This is a genomic window from Streptomyces sp. NRRL B-24085 (assembly GCF_001282115.1).
In the GTDB taxonomy this organism is placed as follows: Bacteria; Actinomycetota; Actinomycetes; order Streptomycetales; family Streptomycetaceae; genus Streptomyces.
The window spans coordinates 1-14490 of record NZ_LJBR01000477.1 but is presented as its reverse complement, the minus strand read 5'-3'; the positions used below and the strand labels follow the sequence as shown (position 1 = coordinate 14490).

15 protein-coding genes are annotated in these 14490 nt (G+C 72.9%); 6 read left to right on the top strand and 9 right to left on the bottom strand.

The features are described from left to right. Positions 1 to 253 precede the first annotated feature (253 nt). The gene (locus AOJ26_RS37240; protein WP_373413177.1) at positions 254 to 1579 is read right to left on the bottom strand and encodes an MFS transporter; all 1326 of its coding nucleotides are present in this window, start codon (positions 1577 to 1579) and stop codon (positions 254 to 256) included. Between the two features lie 204 nt (positions 1580 to 1783). Here AOJ26_RS37240 and AOJ26_RS37235 point away from each other — a divergent pair, with 204 nt between their 5' ends. Further along, complete coding sequence (locus AOJ26_RS37235) at positions 1784 to 2209, top strand: DUF6003 family protein (RefSeq protein WP_053852776.1); 426 nt, start codon at positions 1784 to 1786, stop codon at positions 2207 to 2209. Positions 2210 to 2230: 21 nt separating this feature from the next. On the opposite strand, the gene AOJ26_RS37230 is transcribed toward AOJ26_RS37235, so the two are convergent. Together AOJ26_RS37230 and AOJ26_RS37225 are read right to left on the bottom strand one after the other, a co-directional pair. Then, a complete protein-coding gene (locus AOJ26_RS37230) occupies positions 2231 to 3196 on the bottom strand; it encodes a YihY/virulence factor BrkB family protein (protein ID WP_053852775.1) in 966 nt (321 codons plus the stop codon). Between the two features lie 61 nt (positions 3197 to 3257). Next, positions 3258 to 3806, bottom strand: coding sequence for a YciI family protein (locus tag AOJ26_RS37225; protein WP_053852778.1), 549 nt, complete (start codon positions 3804 to 3806; stop codon positions 3258 to 3260). A 152-nt stretch (positions 3807 to 3958) separates the two neighbouring features. Here AOJ26_RS37225 and AOJ26_RS37220 point away from each other — a divergent pair, with 152 nt between their 5' ends. Continuing rightward, on the top strand, positions 3959 to 4573 hold the full coding sequence (locus AOJ26_RS37220; protein WP_053852774.1) for a dihydrofolate reductase family protein: 615 nt from the start codon (positions 3959 to 3961) through the stop codon (positions 4571 to 4573). On the opposite strand, the gene AOJ26_RS37215 is transcribed toward AOJ26_RS37220, so the two are convergent. Continuing rightward, positions 4531 to 5517 (bottom strand): alpha/beta fold hydrolase, encoded by a 987-nt coding sequence (locus AOJ26_RS37215; RefSeq protein WP_107092870.1) that lies wholly within the window; start codon positions 5515 to 5517, stop codon positions 4531 to 4533. The genes AOJ26_RS37220 and AOJ26_RS37215 overlap by 43 nt on opposite strands. Before the next feature lie 135 nt (positions 5518 to 5652). Between AOJ26_RS37215 and AOJ26_RS37210 the strand changes: the two genes are divergently transcribed. Beyond that, positions 5653 to 6174: a GNAT family N-acetyltransferase gene (locus AOJ26_RS37210; protein ID WP_086724232.1), complete on the top strand. Its 522-nt coding sequence runs from the start codon at positions 5653 to 5655 to the stop codon at positions 6172 to 6174. A 58-nt stretch (positions 6175 to 6232) separates the two neighbouring features. Here AOJ26_RS37210 and AOJ26_RS37205 read toward each other — a convergent pair whose 3' ends face one another. Further along, positions 6233 to 7147: a ketopantoate reductase family protein gene (locus tag AOJ26_RS37205; protein WP_053852771.1), complete on the bottom strand. Its 915-nt coding sequence runs from the start codon at positions 7145 to 7147 to the stop codon at positions 6233 to 6235. Positions 7148 to 7264: 117 nt separating this feature from the next. On the opposite strand from AOJ26_RS37205, the gene AOJ26_RS37200 reads away from it, so the two are divergent. Then, complete coding sequence (locus AOJ26_RS37200) at positions 7265 to 7495, top strand: DUF2277 domain-containing protein (protein WP_053852777.1); 231 nt, start codon at positions 7265 to 7267, stop codon at positions 7493 to 7495. A 700-nt stretch (positions 7496 to 8195) separates the two neighbouring features. On the opposite strand, the gene AOJ26_RS37195 is transcribed toward AOJ26_RS37200, so the two are convergent. From AOJ26_RS37195 to AOJ26_RS37180, 4 genes are all read right to left on the bottom strand, one after another. After that, complete coding sequence (locus tag AOJ26_RS37195) at positions 8196 to 8759, bottom strand: VTT domain-containing protein (protein WP_086724228.1); 564 nt, start codon at positions 8757 to 8759, stop codon at positions 8196 to 8198. A 211-nt stretch (positions 8760 to 8970) separates the two neighbouring features. Beyond that, on the bottom strand, positions 8971 to 9420 hold the full coding sequence (locus tag AOJ26_RS37190; RefSeq protein WP_053852769.1) for a DoxX family protein: 450 nt from the start codon (positions 9418 to 9420) through the stop codon (positions 8971 to 8973). 286 nt (positions 9421 to 9706) lie between these two features. Further along, positions 9707 to 11386 carry an alkaline phosphatase D family protein gene (locus AOJ26_RS37185; RefSeq protein ID WP_053852768.1) on the bottom strand — a complete coding sequence of 560 codons (1680 nt, stop codon included), beginning with the start codon at positions 11384 to 11386 and terminating at the stop codon, positions 9707 to 9709. 71 nt (positions 11387 to 11457) lie between these two features. Next, positions 11458 to 12102 carry an HNH endonuclease family protein gene (locus AOJ26_RS37180; protein WP_053852767.1) on the bottom strand — a complete coding sequence of 215 codons (645 nt, stop codon included), beginning with the start codon at positions 12100 to 12102 and terminating at the stop codon, positions 11458 to 11460. A gap of 345 nt (positions 12103 to 12447) precedes the next feature. Between AOJ26_RS37180 and AOJ26_RS37175 the strand changes: the two genes are divergently transcribed. Both AOJ26_RS37175 and AOJ26_RS37170 read left to right on the top strand, forming a co-directional pair. Then, positions 12448 to 13029, top strand: coding sequence for a TMEM165/GDT1 family protein (locus AOJ26_RS37175; RefSeq protein ID WP_053852766.1), 582 nt, complete (start codon positions 12448 to 12450; stop codon positions 13027 to 13029). Between the two features lie 192 nt (positions 13030 to 13221). After that, positions 13222 to 13890: an HAD-IA family hydrolase gene (locus tag AOJ26_RS37170; RefSeq protein WP_053852765.1), complete on the top strand. Its 669-nt coding sequence runs from the start codon at positions 13222 to 13224 to the stop codon at positions 13888 to 13890. Positions 13891 to 14490 lie beyond the last annotated feature (600 nt).

Here is a 14490-nt window from a genome sequence, read left to right as displayed (position 1 = left end):
GGCGGGGGCAGGGCCCGGCGTGGGCGGGAGGCGTGTGCCCGCCGCCGTCGCCATGTGGCTGATGTGCCACTCTTAAGGGGGCGTAGCTCGTACGCAGCGCGGTCAGTTGGTGGCGGGAGCGGGGTGTCCGGGCGGCTGTCGATGTGTTGTGGGTGTCGGGAGGGTCCGTCTCAGGCGAGAGGTGTATGACCGTCACCGTTGCCATGTGGCTGATGTGCACCGCACAAGGGAACGCGGCTCGCTCGCGGTGTGGTCAGTCCGTGGCGGGGGCGGGGTGTGCCCGCGGGTGTCGAGGTGTTGTGGGTGTCGGGAGGGTCCGACCCAGGCGGGCGAGTGGGGACAGGGCCATCACCGCGGGTGACAGCAGCATGCCCGCCGCCGTCACCAGGAGGCTGGTGCGCAGCCCCCACTCCTGCGCGAGGTGTCCGCCGAGCAAGGAGCCGAGCGGGGTCAGGCCCATGCCGACGAACGTGATCGTGGCGGCCGCCCGCCCCTGCATCCCGTACGGGGTGACCGCCTGCCGGACGGTCATGACCGTGACGTTCACCAACTGGCCGCCCGCCCCGAACACGAAGCCGACCGCGAGGAGCGCGGCGACTGTCCCCGCGGACGAGCCGTGCAGCGCGGGCACCCACAGGAACGCGCCGTCGCCGATCGCCGCCGCCGACACCAGCACCACGCCATGACCGAACCGGCCCGGCAGCCGGGCCGCGAGCAGCGAGCCCAGGAGCGCGCCCGGCCCGACCGCCGCGAGCGACAGCCCGACGACCGTGCCCGACAGATGCAGTTCGCGCGGCAGGAAGAGCAGATAGACGGTCATCAGCGCGGCGAAGGAGAACTGGAAGGCCGCCGAGGCGAGACACACGGTCCGCAGCGAGGCCTCACGCCCGACGAAACGCAGGCCCTCCAGGATGCGCCGCCCCGTGCGAGAGGGCCGTTCCGTGTGCTCCGGGACCGGCTCGCGGCGGCGGATCCGGCGGATCGACAGGAACGACAGCGCGAAGAACAGCGCGCCCGCCGCCGCGGCGACCGGCGCCGACAGCCAGGACACCAGCGCACCGCCGAGGGCGGGACCGCCGATCTGCGCCGCGGACCGGCTGCCCTCGAGCGCGCTGTTGCCGCGCACCAGCTGATCGCGGCGCACCAGCCGTACGAGGGACGACTGGTAGGCGACGTCGAAGAACACGGACAGGACCCCGACGGCGAGGACGACCACGAACAGCGCGGGCAGGCCGAGCCCGCCCATGAGCGCGGCCAGGGCGGCGGCGCCCAGGGCCAGGGCCCGGCCGGCGTCCGACACGATCATCACCGTCCGGGTGCGCCGTCCGTCCACCCACGCGCCGGCGAGGAGCGACAGCAGCAGGATCGGCGCCTGCCCCACCGCACGCAGGGCGCCCAGCTCGCCGGGACCGGCGTCGAGGGCCAGGACGGCGAAGAGCGGCAACACCAACAGGCTCGTGTGCTCGCCGAGTTGGGAGGCCGTCTGGCCCACCCAGAGGCTGCGGAAGTCACGGTCCCGCCACAGGCTCGGCGGGACGGAACGGCTGGAATCGGATGGAATGGAGGAAGAGGGCAGCACGACGATCCCCGGATCGAAGACGGGCTGTGCCGCACCGTCGAGCGCAGCACGCGATGACAGGCCGCTCACGGCCTACGAGGTCAGCGCGCGCTCGGAAGACCGACCATGTCCTCGCTCCTCCCCGGTCACCCACCGGACGGAACATTAGCCGGGCGAGGCGGGGTAAGGGGAGGTCGATCGACCGCTGGTGAGAAGGAGCCGAGGATGACCGACGACGCCTACCTGTTCCTGCTCGACGACGCGTCCGCGCGACTCGGTGTGACCCCCGCCGCCGTCGGCGAGCTCGCGTGCATGGAGACCCCCGCGGTCCGCGCGTGGCTGGACGCCCAGGGGGCCACGGCGACCTCCCCGCACCTGCGCCTGCTGCCGCCCGAGGAGACCGCCGCCGTGCCCGAGGACGCCGAACGGCTGCCCGTGCCGCTGAGCGACGAGGAACTGAGCCGGGTCCGCCACCACCTGGCACCCGAGTCGCTCGCCGGGGTCGAGGAGGAACTCCTCGCCTACCGCGACTGCGCGGACGGCCGGGACGGACTGATCGGGCGCGCGCTGGCCGCCGGTGTGCCACCGCACCGCATCGTCGAACTGACCGGCGTCGACCCGGCCACGGTCACCGCCGCGGCGCAGGGCTGACGGCGGGAACACCGCGCGGCCTCAGTCGCCCGGGCCGGGATCCGGGTGCACGGCCGACTCGATGCCCGCGCGGGCGGCTTCGAGCTGGGCGGCGAACGCGATGCCGAGGAACAGCGCGACAGCGGTGAGGTTCGCCCACAGCAGCAGGGCGATGAAGGCCGTCAGCGGCCCGTAGACCGCGCCGAAGGCCCCGCTCTCCTCGACGTACAGCGCGAGCAGCCAGGTGGCCGACACCCACAGCAGCAGATGCACGGCCGAGCCGAACGCCAGCCAGGTGTAACCGGGCTGCACCCGCCGCGGCGACCAGCGGAAGATCACAGCGGAGGCCACCCAGGCCAGCGCGAGCCCCACCGGCAGGTCCAGCACGCCCCACCAGCGCGGTCCGCCGCCCTCCCGGCCCGCGGACTCGGCCACCGCGTCGCCCACGGCCTCTCCGGCCACCAGGACGACGAAGCCCAGCACCAGGGGCAGCCCGGCGGCGACCGCGAGCACGATCCCGCGCGCGTACTTGCGCGGGAAGGGACGGTCGCGCTCGATGCCGTAGATCCGGTTCGCGCCGCGCTCGATCTGGCCCATGGCCGAGGCGAGGTTCAGCAGGGCGAAGCCCAGTCCCAGCCACAGCGCGAGCGTGCTCCAGACACTGCCGTGCGCGGTGCGGCGCGTCCCGTCGAAGGCGTCCTTCACGATGTCGGCGCTCGCGCCCGGCACGATCCGGCCGAGCGTGAGCTCGATGATCCGGCCCACGCCCTCCGTGTGCACCGACGTCGCCAGGCCGACCAGGGCGACGGTGCAGGGCACCAGCCCGAGCACCACCTGGAAGGCGAGGGCCCGCGCGTTGGTGAAGCCGTCGGCGTACCGGAACCGCGCGAAGGAGTCGGTCAGCAGCCGCAGGCCGCCGTAGTGGCGCAGGGCGGTGAACGCCTCGTCTCCGGAGAGCTCGTCCCCGATCATGTCCCGGGTCTGCGGGACGTGGACGGCGGTACCCATCTCGTGGACGCTCCTCGGTCGTACGGCTGGTCCCTGTGCGGTTGCCCCGAGAACGGGGTTGTCAGCGCCGTCCGCCGAACTCCCACTCGTGGACCTCCACCGCGGCGTACCGGTCCGCCGTCAGCACGGCCCGCGCCCGCTCCGGGTCCGGGGCGCGGACCAGGGCGGCGGTGCCCAGCCAGGCGGTGGCGTCGTCCGAGAGCAGGGGCCCGTAGGCGATCAGGTCGTCCTTTCCCGGCGGTACGGCGAGGTCGGCGGCCTCTCCCGCGCCGAGACCCAGCACCAGGTACCGGTCGCCGCCGGTCCGTCCGCCGGGGAAGTCCCACATGGTGCGGCCCAGCAGGTTGCGCCAGCGGCGCAGCAGCACGTCCCGGTAGGCGCCGGCCTGATAGGTGGGCTCGTCGAACGCGAACGCGCGCGCCGCGGCGGGATCGGGCAGGTCCACGATGTGCACGCTCCCGCTCGGCGTCTCCCCGTCGACGGCGAACGTCGGCCCGCGGGCGATCAGTTCGGCCTCGTACCGGTCCATGTACGACCAGTGCGCTTCCGTCAGCTCCGCCCGCAGGGGCAGGGAGCCGGGCCGGTCACGGTGGTAGCAGAAGAACTCCATGCCGAGAGCCTCGTCCACGCGGGACGCCATCTCAACGGCATTTGCCCGGTGGCGCGGCCGCACCCGCCGTCGGTCTCCGGGCCCGGCGATGACTTTCGCGGACGCATCCGGTCTTCAGGGAGGACAGGAGCGCTTCGGGAGAGGAACAAGTCATGGAAGATCCCCACACCGCGCACACCGCGTCGGCGGTGGACATGGCGCCGCAGACCGCCGCGGGCAAGGTGCTCTGGCACTTCACCATGTCGCTGGACGGGTTCGTGGCGGGCCCCGGGCACACGATGGACTGGATGACGGGGTTCTCGTTCCGGCCCGGCCTCGTCGAGGAGTACGCGGCGACGACCGGGGCCGTGCTGGGCGGCCGGGACGGCTGGGACGCCTTCCCCGACGCCGGGGCCGTCTACGGCGGCGCGTGGCAGGGGCCGCTGTTCGTCCTCACGCACCACCCCGAGGACGCGCCGCCCGCCCCCGGCGTGACCTTCCTGAACTGCGACGCCGCCGACGCCGTCCGGATCGCCCTGGAGGCCGCCGGCGGCAAGAACGTGGAGGTCTTCTCGCCCACGATCGGCCGGCAGCTCCTCGAACGCGGACTGATCGACGAGATCGACCTCCACATCGCGCCCGTCCTGCTCGGCGACGGGATTCGGCTCTACGACCACCCCGGCGGAGCGCCCGTACGCCTCGAACGCCTCGACGGCATCGGCCGTACGGCCGCCGTGGACGTGCGCTACCGCCCGCTCGCCACCGATCCCAGCCAGTCGGTCAGGTGACGGCCGACCTCCTCGGGACGCTCCTGCTGGATCCAGTGGCCGCAGCCGTCCAGGAGGTGGGCGGCGTGCAGACCGGGGAGGGTCGTGGGGAAGGCGTCGACGGCATCGGACAGCCAGGTGGTGGAGGCGTCCAGCGTGCCGCCCAGGAAGAGGGAGGGCCGGCGGACCGGCGCTCCCGCGTGGGCGGCCAGTTCCTTCCAGTCCAGGTCCATCGCGCGGTAGCGGTTGAGGGCACCGGTCAGTCCCGTGCGCTCGAACTCCCCGGCATAGACGTCGAGATCGTCCTCGGTGAGCCAGGCCGGGAGGCGGCCGGCGGGGAAGCGGTCGCGCATCCTGCCGCCCGGTGCGACGAAGTGCGGGTCGGCGGGCACGCCGTGGGCGTCGGGCTTCGGCATGGTGTCGGCCGAGAGCGCGGCGTAGAAGCCGGCCAGCCAGCCGCGTACGTCCGGCTCGATCTCCCGTTCGGCCCGGCCGGGCTCCTGGAAGTAGGAGACGTAGAACTCCTCCTCCCCGCCGATCCCCGCGAAGACCTCGCTGGGGCGGGGACCGCCGGGCGGTGTGTACGGCACGCTCAGCAGGGCGACCGCGTCGAAGACGTCCGGCCTGAGCAGCGCCGAGTGCGCGGCGATCGTCGCGCCCCAGTCGTGCCCGACGACCACCGCGGAACGCTCGCCGAGCGCCTCCACCACGGCCACGTTGTCCGCCACCAGCTCGGTCAGCCGGTAGGCCGCCACCGCCTCCGGCTTCGAGGAGCGGCCGTATCCGCGCACGTCCACGGCGACGGCGCGGTATCCGGCCGCGGCCAGCACCGGCAACTGGTGGCGCCACGAGTACCAGGACTCCGGGAAGCCGTGCAGCAGCAGGACGAGCGGCCCGGTGCCCTGTTCCACGAGGTGGATCCGGCCTGCGGGAGCGGGGACCAGACGGTGGGTGCGGTGCGGCATGTGTCCTCCGTACGTACGGATCACTGGCTACGACGATCCTGCGGCGCGGGGACGGGCCGGCGCGAGGTCTGTTGCCGGTTCGGCAAATCCCCAGGCCGGGAGGCTTTGTCAGACCCCACGCCTATGGTGGCCGGCATGGATACGGAGCAGGTGGAGCAGGTGCGGTTGGTGCCCTGGGCGGAGGGTGACTTCTGGCTGCTGGAGCGGACCAACAGCCCGGAGATGACCGACCACTTGGGCGGCCCGGAGAGCGAGGAGAAGCTCCTCGACCGGCATCGGCGGTACGTCGAGCTGTCCACCGGGCGGATGTACCGGGTCACGCTCGCGGACGGCGGGGAGACCGTCGGCTCGGTGGGGTTCTGGGAGCGGGAGTGGCGGGACTCCCCGGTGTGGGAGACCGGGTGGGGGATCCTGCCGGAGTTCCAGGGCCGCGGACTGGCCGCGCAGGCGGCCCGTGCCGTCGTGGAGGAGGCACGGGCCGCCGGCCGGCACCGGTATCTGCACGCCTTCCCGAGCGTGGAGCACGCCGCGTCGAACGGCGTCTGCCGCCGGGCCGGCTTCACCCTGCTCGGAGAGGCCGAGTTCGAGTACCCGAAGGGCCACTGGATCAAGTCGAACGACTGGCGGTACGACCTGACGGGCGGGGACGGCCGCTGAGAGCGCGGGCCGGGCACCGGTGGTGGCAGTGGCGACGGTGCGGAGGGGCCGGGGGGCCTCAGCTTCCGGCGGCCGCCAGCTCGCGCACCACCCGGGCCGCGACGGGCACCTTCACCCCGTGCCGGTCCGCCGCGCGCAGCAACGCACCGCCGATCGCGTCCAGTTCGAGGGGGCGGCCGGCCTCCGCGTCACGCTGCATCGACGACTTCATTCCGGGCGGGAAGGCGTCGTAGCGGGCGAGGGCCTGGGCGGGGTCGGCAGGACCGCCGCAGGCCGCGCTGACCGCGGCGGTCTCCTCGACCAGGGCGGTCAGCTCCTCGCGGTGGCGGGTGCGCACCTCGCCGAGGGGGAGGGCGTACAGGGTGGTGAGCAGGGCGAAGGGAGCGAGGAAGGACATCTTGGCCCACAGGGCGGCCGTCTCGTCGTCCAGCACACGGGTCGTCGGGCCGGCCGCGGCCAGGGCGGAAGCCAGGGCGTCGAGCCGCTCACGGGGGACGCCCTCGCCGGTCAGGTCGAGCTCGGCGAAGGGGCTGCCGTGCTCGATGACGCCGGGCGCGACCCTCGTGGACTCGACGCGGATCACCGCGGGGGCGACCCGGTCCGGGCGGTAGCGGGTCCGCAGGACCGCCGGGTGCTCGACGCCGTTGAGGAGGGGGACCACCAGGCCGTCGCCCAGCGCGGTGGGCGGGACGCGGTCGAGGGCGGAGTGCAGGGAGGTGTGCTTGACGGCGATCACGCAGGCGTCGACCGGTTCGCGCAGCTCGGTGTCGGCCTCGACGGGGGTCGTGAAGTCGCCGAAGGCGTTGCTGCGGACCTGGATGCCGGCCGTGCGCAGGGTGTTCGCCGTGTCGTCGCCGGCCAGGCAGACCACCCGGTGTCCGGCGCGGGCCAGCAGGGCGGCGAGAAGGCCGCCGGTGCCGCCCGGGCCGAGGACGGCCACGGTGAGTTCGCGGTGCGCGGAGTCGTGCGCCATGTCGGGTTGTTCCTCTCGTCGGTCGGCCCCGGAATCGGTGGCCGCCTCGGCGAGGATCATGACATTCGGAACGGGCGGACGGAAGCGCCGGTCCGCTCGGGGAGGGAGACTGTCGGTATGTGCCGCAGTATCAAGACGCTTCGTCCGCCTGTGTTGCCCGAGGAGGCGACGGAGGAGGAGATCCGGGCCGCCGCGCTCCAGTACGTGCGCAAGGTCTCGGGCTTCCGGGCCCCCGCCGCCCACAACCGGGAGGTCTTCGAACGGGCCGTGGAAGCGATCACGGAGGCGACCGCGGAGCTCCTGGCAGGCCTGGAAGTCAGAGGAGCGACCCGCCGCGAGGCGGGCTGACCGCCCCCCGGACGCGCATCCGGCACGGGCCACCCGCCGACGCCGTGTGCGCCCAGTGGCCGCCGGGTGGGCCGGTTTGGCTTGCCTGGGGGCTTCGGCGCACGGATTCACGGGCTGCCTGGCGGGGTGTGGCCAGCTGTCGCCGGGCCGGTTCCGCCGCGGCTTGAGAGCAGCGGGGCCTCGCGGCGTTCGGCTCCCCGGCCGCAAGCGGCTTGGTGCGTTTGCCGTCGCTGCGCCTCGTGACATGGCTGGGCGCCGGGGTGTGCTGCGCGTCTTGGGGGCGCCGAAGACCGTTCCACCGTCGCCCGGCGGTCCCGGCTGCGGCTTGACCCGGCTGGACCCTGGGGGTGGGCCCTGGCACTGTCCCACGGGTTACAGCCCGTAACCACGGACTCCTTGCCCTCGCCCGGCGCGCGGCTCGACCGCGGGGAACCGGCCATCCTCAGTCGGCCGTCGTCCGGCGGTCCCGGCCGCGGCTTGACCCGGTTGGGCCCTGGGGGTGGGCCCTCGCACCGCCTCACCCGAAGTAGCCCGTCCGGCCGGGGCGGGCTACGACGAGCCGCCCCGGATCCCACCAGCACGAGAGAAGCATCGAGTTGAGCCGGCCACAGCCACGCACATCCCGCCCTCGCCCGGCGCACGGCTCAACCGCGGGGACCGGCGACGCCAGTCGACCCACGTCTCCCTCACGGCGAAGCGCTCAGTGGGCCTCGGCTTGCTCCGGGCGGGGGCGCATCACGTAGGCCGCTGCCGCTCCCGCTCCGAAGAGGGCCGCCACCGACACCCCCGTCGCCAGCCAGGTCGCCCCGAGCCAGTGGGCGCCGAAGTAGCCGAGGGCCACGCTGTACGCGGCCCAGGACAGGCCCGCGAGGGCGGACCAGGGGAGGAAGTCGCGGGCCCGGCGCTGGGCGGTGCCGGCCAGGAGGGAGACCACCGAGCGGCCGGCGGGGGCGAAGCGGGCGAGGACCACCAGGGCCCCACCGCCCGCGGCGAGCGCGTCGCCGAGACGTTCCTGCGCGGTGGTGAGCCGGCGCGAGCGGGCGATCGCGCGGTCGAGGCGTTCGCCGCCGCGGAAGGCGAGACGGTACGCCGCCAGGTCGCCCAGCACGGAGGCGGTCGTCGCGCAGAGGATCAGGGCCATCACATCGGGGACCCGGCCGGTCGCCGCACTGCCCGCGGCCGCGGCCGTCGCGGCCGTGATCACCAGGACCCCGCTGGGCAGCACCGGCACGAACACGTCAAGGAGCACCGACAGCGCGACCATGGCGTAGATCCATGGACTGCCGGTCAGTGACCCCAGGCTCTCCAACACCGCGACTCCCCGTGATTCCCCCGTAGACAGCCATACAGCGTACGCCCGGGCAGTGACAGGAGATTCACGGGGGGCTCATGAGATGAACGCGGCATGTTCACCCGGCTGCCTCGTACGGTGCCCTCCCCCACGGACGCGGGGGAGGGCACCGTACGGGCCCGTCTCAGACGGCCACCGGCTCCGCCGCCGGCTTGTGCTCCTGCGCCGAACGCTTCGCCAGCAGCCGGTCCAGGCCGAAGGCGCCGGACCCGGTGAAGACCAGCAGCAGGAAGGCCCAGCTGAACATCGCGGCGGCCTCACCGCCGTTCTCCATGGGCCACAGCGCCATCGGCTGGTGCACCTTGAAGTACGCGTACGCCATGGATCCCGCGGCGAGGAACGCGGCGGCGCGCGTGCCCAGACCGAGCAGGACGAGACTGCCGCAGACGAGCTGGATCACGGCCGCGTACCAGCCCGGCCAGGTGCCCGCTTCGAGGGTGCCGCCGTCGGTGCCCGAGGCACCGCCGAGCACGCCGAAGAGGGAGGCGGCGCCATGACAGAGGAACAGCAGGCCGACGACGATGCGATACAGGCCGAGGGCGTATGGCTGGGCGCTGTTCAGGCGTCCGGTCATGTGGGGGACTCCTTCGGTCGGGTCGGTCCCACAGGGGGGTCGCCCCAGGGGGATGGGAGCCGAATCAGCCCTCCACGCTAGGTGTCCCCGATCTCTGCTTGCAAGTTCAACATTTAGCCATCGGTTTGCCTCTGCCGCCCCTTCCGTTTCACCCGCAGTCGCACGTGGGAGCGCTCCCGCACTCTCACCGGGCGACCGAAAGCGTGTCCGAATGCTCACCGGCCTGAAGGTAAGCCGACGATGAAATGCCGTGCTGGGAGCCGTCTTTGACGGCTTGTCAGGTGCGTCAGGTGCTGGGACGGCTGACGCGGGACGGCTTGTGTCCGCTCCCGCCGGTGAGTTCGGACTCCGAGATCGTCACCAGCCCGGTCCGGCCCTTGCCCGACTCCCGCGCGTGGTCCAGCCGCAGCCGTGCCGAACGCCCGTTCAGCGTCAGCGTCATGAGCTGGTTGCCGAACCAGGGCCCGCCGGTGTGCCGCCAGGAGACCGGCGGTCGCGCACAGCGTCCGTGCCGGGCGAGGCCCCGCCCGAGCGCCCGCGCCACCGCGCTCCAGCCGAAGCGGAAGCCGTACCGGATGTAGGAGGGCACGGAGTTGTGGACGGGGGAGCAGGTGAGCTGGAGGACCCGGGCGTCCGGCCCGCCGGTGCGCCACTTCGGCTCGGCCACGTACGCGTGGTGCACGTCCCCCGACAGCACCAGCACCGTCGCCGGCGCCTCGGGGCCCGAACCCACCTCGGCGATCAGGTCCGCCAGCGCCGCGAAGGAGTCCGGGAACGCCGCCCAGTGCTCCAGATCCGCCTTGCGCCGCAGGTCCTCGCCGAACCGGGCCCAGCGTGCCCCGCGCTCCCCCCGGCACAGCGCGGCGTCCCACGCCTCGGCGTCGTGCACCAGGTGCGGCAGCAGCCAGGGCAGCGAGGTGCCGATCAGGAGGTGGTCGTAGGAGGAGCGGTCCTCCAGCACCTGTTCGCGCAGCCACTCGGCCTCGCCGGGGTCCAGCATCGAGCGGTTGTCCTCGTCGAGGACGCGGGCCGCGCGGGAATCGACCATGACCAGCCGCACCCGGCCGAAGTCGCGCCGGTAGCTCCAGCGCACGGAGGCCGCGTCGGCCTCGGCGCGGCAGGCGAAGGCGCGCAGCTCGTCGGTGCCGTCGGGGGATCGGCGGACGGCGGCGTAGAGGGGGTCGGCGGCCAGTTCGGACGGGGGGAGGTTGCCCAGGTGCTGGTAGACCCAGTACGACATCAGTCCGCTCAGCAGCCGCTCCCGCCACCAGGTGAGGGTGCGCATGTCCTCGACCCAGGAGGCGGAGGTGTTCCAGTCGTCGATGACGTCGTGGTCGTCGAAGATCATGCAACTGGGCACGGTGGACAGCAGCCAGCGCACCTCGGGGTCGAGCCAGGACTCGTAGTAGAGGTGGGTGTACTCCTCGTAGTCCGCCACCTGGTCGCCCGGAGGGTCGCTCAGGTCGCGGCGGGCGGCCAGCCAGCGCTGCGTGGCCTGGGAGGTCTCGTCGGCGTAGACCTGGTCGCCCAGCAGGAGGAGGACGTCCGGGCGTTCGCCCTCCGGCTCGGCGGCGATACGGGCCGCGAGGGTGTCCAGGGCGTCGGGTCCCACGGGGTCCTTCTCGCCCTCCGGGGGCGCCGCCCAGCGGCAGGAGCCGAAGGCGACGCGCACGGGCGCCTCCTCGGTGGGCGTGTGGATCACCGAGGGCGGGAAGGGCGAGTCGGGCAGCGGCCATTCGCATGTGCCGTCCAGGAGCACCTCGTACGACCGCTGCGTGCCGGGGGCGAGGCCTTCGACCGGGACGAGGGCGTAGTAGTGGCCCGCGACCTGGAAGGTGGGGGACTCACCACCGGTGCCGTCCGAGCAGCGCACCTCGACGGTGCACGGACGGCTCGTCTCGACCCATACGGTCGCGGACGAGCCATCGACGTACCTGAGCAGTGGTCCTACCCGCAGATCCGTCACGTGATCCTCCTCCGTCGCCCCGTACGGTACGGAACGACGGAGCTCCGCGGGGAGATTCCGGCACGGAATCGTCAGCAGTTGGCGAGGTAGCCGGTGAGCGCGCTCTTCTCCGCGGAGTCGACGGAGAGGCCGTAGTAGTACTTCACCTGGACCCAGGCGCGGACGTAGGTGCAGCGATACGAGGTGAGGGACGGCATCCAGGTGGCCGGGTCCTGGTCGCCCTTGGACTGGTTCACGTTGTCGGTCACCGCGAGGAGCTGCGGGCGGGTGACGTCGTTGGCGAAGGACTGGCGCCGGGACGTGGTCCAGGCGCTCGCGCCGGAGTCCCACGCCTCGGCGAGCGGGACCAGGTGGTCGATGTCGACGTCGGAGGCGGCGGTCCAGGTGGCACCGTCGTAGGGGGAGTACCAGCTTCCGCTGGTGGCGGCGCAGGCGGAGTCGGTGACGACGTTCGAGCCGTCCCGCTTGAGGATGTACTCGCGGGTGTTGCAGGTGCCGCTGATGGTGATCCAGGTCGGGAACAGGTCCCGGCTGTAGCCGGTGCGGTTCTCGGTCGCCACGGTGAGCGAGGCGAGGTAGGTGCGCGCGGTGGCCGCGCTGACCGGGGTGGGGAGGGCGGCGGAGGCGGCCGGACCGTTGAGGACCGCGACGGAGGCTATGAGCGCGGTGAGCGCGCCGAGTATGCTCAGCCGTCGACGCGCGTAGAACTTCGACATGCGAACTCCCTTGGGGGGCGAGGGTGTTGGAGCGCGGGCGGTGGAATGCTCGCGGCTCCGTGTTGCGGGGGGATGTGCGTACGGTGAGAAGTTAGTGACGCGTACATGACACGACAAGGTTTACGGCGAAACGATCACGTACGATGGACGGTGTTGAAGGGGAGTAGCTCTTCGCCGGACCGTCGACATACTGCTCAGCTCGTCTGAGCCGGCGCCCGGAGGCAGGTCTTCACGGACCGGCCAGCGAGACCTTCGGCCAGTAGTGCACTGACTGTGTGCTGCCGTGCCGAGGCGTCGTTTCGCAGGGACACTCTCGGTGGGGCAGCCCCGACCGATTGAGGACCCTTGATCAGCTTCACCGTGACGGCCGTCGTGTTCGGCGTCGTCTTCCTCGCCGAACTGCCCGACAAGACCGCGCTCGCCGGTCTCGTCCTCGGCACCCGCTACCGCGCCTCCTACGTCTTCGCGGGCGTCGCCGCCGCCTTCGCGCTGCACGTCGCGCTCGCCGTCGCGGCCGGCAGTGTGCTCACCCTGCTGCCGCAGCAGATCGTGCAGGCGCTGACGGGCGTGCTCTTCCTCGGCGGCGCGGCCGTCCTGCTGCTGAAGAAGGGCGACGGCGAGGAGGAGATCCGCAAGCCCGAGGACCAGTCCTTCTGGAAGGTCGCCGGGGCCGGGTTCATGCTGATCCTCGTCGCCGAGTTCGGGGACCTGACCCAGATCATGACGGCCAACCTCGCGGCCCGGTACGACGACCCGCTCTCCGTCGGTCTCGGCGCGGTGCTCGCGCTGTGGGCGGTGGCCGGTCTCGGCATCGTCGGCGGAAAGGCCCTGATGAAGCGGGTCCCGCTGAAGCTGATCACCAAGATCGCGGCGCTGCTGATGCTGGCGCTCGGGCTGTGGAGCCTGTGGGAGGCCGTGGCCGGCTGAGCTGAACGGCGGGTGAACTGTTCCGGGCGGTCACCGGCGGGTGGTGGCGGGAACCGGCTCGATTTTGTACCGTGGAGAAACAAAGTGGCCTCCGCCCGTTTTCCCTGACCGGCGGGCGGGGCCGCCTTGTCCCTCCGGGAGGTGCGGGGGAGACACCTCCGAAGCCCCGCGTCCCGCGTCCTGGAGCTGCCGATGACGGCCACCGCCACCCCCACCGTGCTCACCGCCCGCGCCCTCCTGCTCGACATGGACGGCACCCTCGTCAACTCCGACGCCGTCGTCGAACGCATCTGGCGCCGCTGGGCCGACCAGCACGGGCTGGACGGCGACGAGGTCATGAAGGTGGTCCACGGCCGCCAGGGCCACGCGTCGATGGCGCTCCTGCTGCCCGACCGTCCCGTGGAACGCAACCTCGCGGACAACGCGCGCATGCTCGCGGAGGAGACCGCGGACATGGACGGGGTGGTGGCGATACCGGGCGCGCCGGAGTTCCTGGCGTCCCTGCGCGGGCTGCCCCACGCGCTGGTGACCTCGGCCGACGTCCCCCTCTCCACGGCCCGGATGGCGGCCGCGGGCCTGGACCTGCCCGACGTCCGCGTCACCGCGGAGTCGGTCGGCGCCAGCAAGCCCGACCCCGAGGGCTTCCTCAAGGGGGCCGCGGAACTGGGCGTGGCGCCCGCGGACTGCGTGGTCTTCGAGGACTCGGGGGCGGGCATCGCGGCCGGCAAGGCGGCGGGCATGCAGGTCGTGGGAATCGGCCCGAGGGCCGGCCTGCACGACCCGGACGTGGTCGTACGGGACCTGACGCAGGTGCGGGTGGAGGCACGGGAGGACGGCACGATCCGGCTGCACGTGAGCTAGGAGCCTTGCGGGGTGTTCCGGCTGTGCCCCTTGTGCCGGCGGCTCTGCCGAGGTCGGTGGCGGTCTTCTGGGTGTGGGCGGCCGGTTCGTTCGGGCCCCCGGTGGGGGAGAGCGTCCGGTGTGGAATGCGCGGGGGTGCCTTCCGGCTGCGCCACGTCGCGCTCGCCGTCGGGCCCCTGCGGCCGGTCCCGCGGCCTTGTGGGCTCGGCACGGATGGCGGGCTCCGGTGCCGGGTGGGATGAGAGCCGTCCGGGGGTTCGGGGCAGGGGCGCATGCTTCCTGCTCCACCGCACCGCTTCTTCTGGGTGTGGGCGGCGGTTCGTTCGGGCTGCGGCTGGAGGGAGAGCGTCCGGTGTGGAATGCGTGGGGGTGCCTTCCGGCTGTGCTGCGCCGCGCTCGCTGTCGGGCGCCTGCGGCCGGTCCCGCGGCCTTGTGGGCTCGGCCCGGATGGCGGGCTCCGGCGCCGGGTGGGATGAGAGCCGTCCGGGGGTTCGGGGCAGGGGCGCATGCTTCCTGCTCCACCGCACCGCTTCTTCTGGGTGTGGGCGGCGGTTCGTTCGGGCTGCGGCTGGAGGGAGAGCGTCCGGTGTGGAACTGTCT

Coding starts and splice junctions, on each gene's coding strand:
- AOJ26_RS37195 (WP_086724228.1), bottom strand. CDS start 8,759: ATGGTCGCGCTGTCGGTGCTCCTTGACGTGTTCGTGCCGGTGCTGCCC.
- AOJ26_RS37215 (WP_107092870.1), bottom strand. CDS start 5,517: ATGCCGCACCGCACCCACCGTCTGGTCCCCGCTCCCGCAGGCCGGATC.
- AOJ26_RS37220 (WP_053852774.1), top strand. CDS start 3,959: ATGGAAGATCCCCACACCGCGCACACCGCGTCGGCGGTGGACATGGCG.
- AOJ26_RS37210 (WP_086724232.1), top strand. CDS start 5,653: ATGGATACGGAGCAGGTGGAGCAGGTGCGGTTGGTGCCCTGGGCGGAG.
- AOJ26_RS37180 (WP_053852767.1), bottom strand. CDS start 12,102: ATGTCGAAGTTCTACGCGCGTCGACGGCTGAGCATACTCGGCGCGCTC.
- AOJ26_RS37205 (WP_053852771.1), bottom strand. CDS start 7,147: ATGGCGCACGACTCCGCGCACCGCGAACTCACCGTGGCCGTCCTCGGC.
- AOJ26_RS37200 (WP_053852777.1), top strand. CDS start 7,265: ATGTGCCGCAGTATCAAGACGCTTCGTCCGCCTGTGTTGCCCGAGGAG.
- AOJ26_RS37170 (WP_053852765.1), top strand. CDS start 13,222: ATGACGGCCACCGCCACCCCCACCGTGCTCACCGCCCGCGCCCTCCTG.
- AOJ26_RS37190 (WP_053852769.1), bottom strand. CDS start 9,420: ATGACCGGACGCCTGAACAGCGCCCAGCCATACGCCCTCGGCCTGTAT.
- AOJ26_RS37230 (WP_053852775.1), bottom strand. CDS start 3,196: ATGGGTACCGCCGTCCACGTCCCGCAGACCCGGGACATGATCGGGGAC.
- AOJ26_RS37235 (WP_053852776.1), top strand. CDS start 1,784: ATGACCGACGACGCCTACCTGTTCCTGCTCGACGACGCGTCCGCGCGA.
- AOJ26_RS37225 (WP_053852778.1), bottom strand. CDS start 3,806: ATGGAGTTCTTCTGCTACCACCGTGACCGGCCCGGCTCCCTGCCCCTG.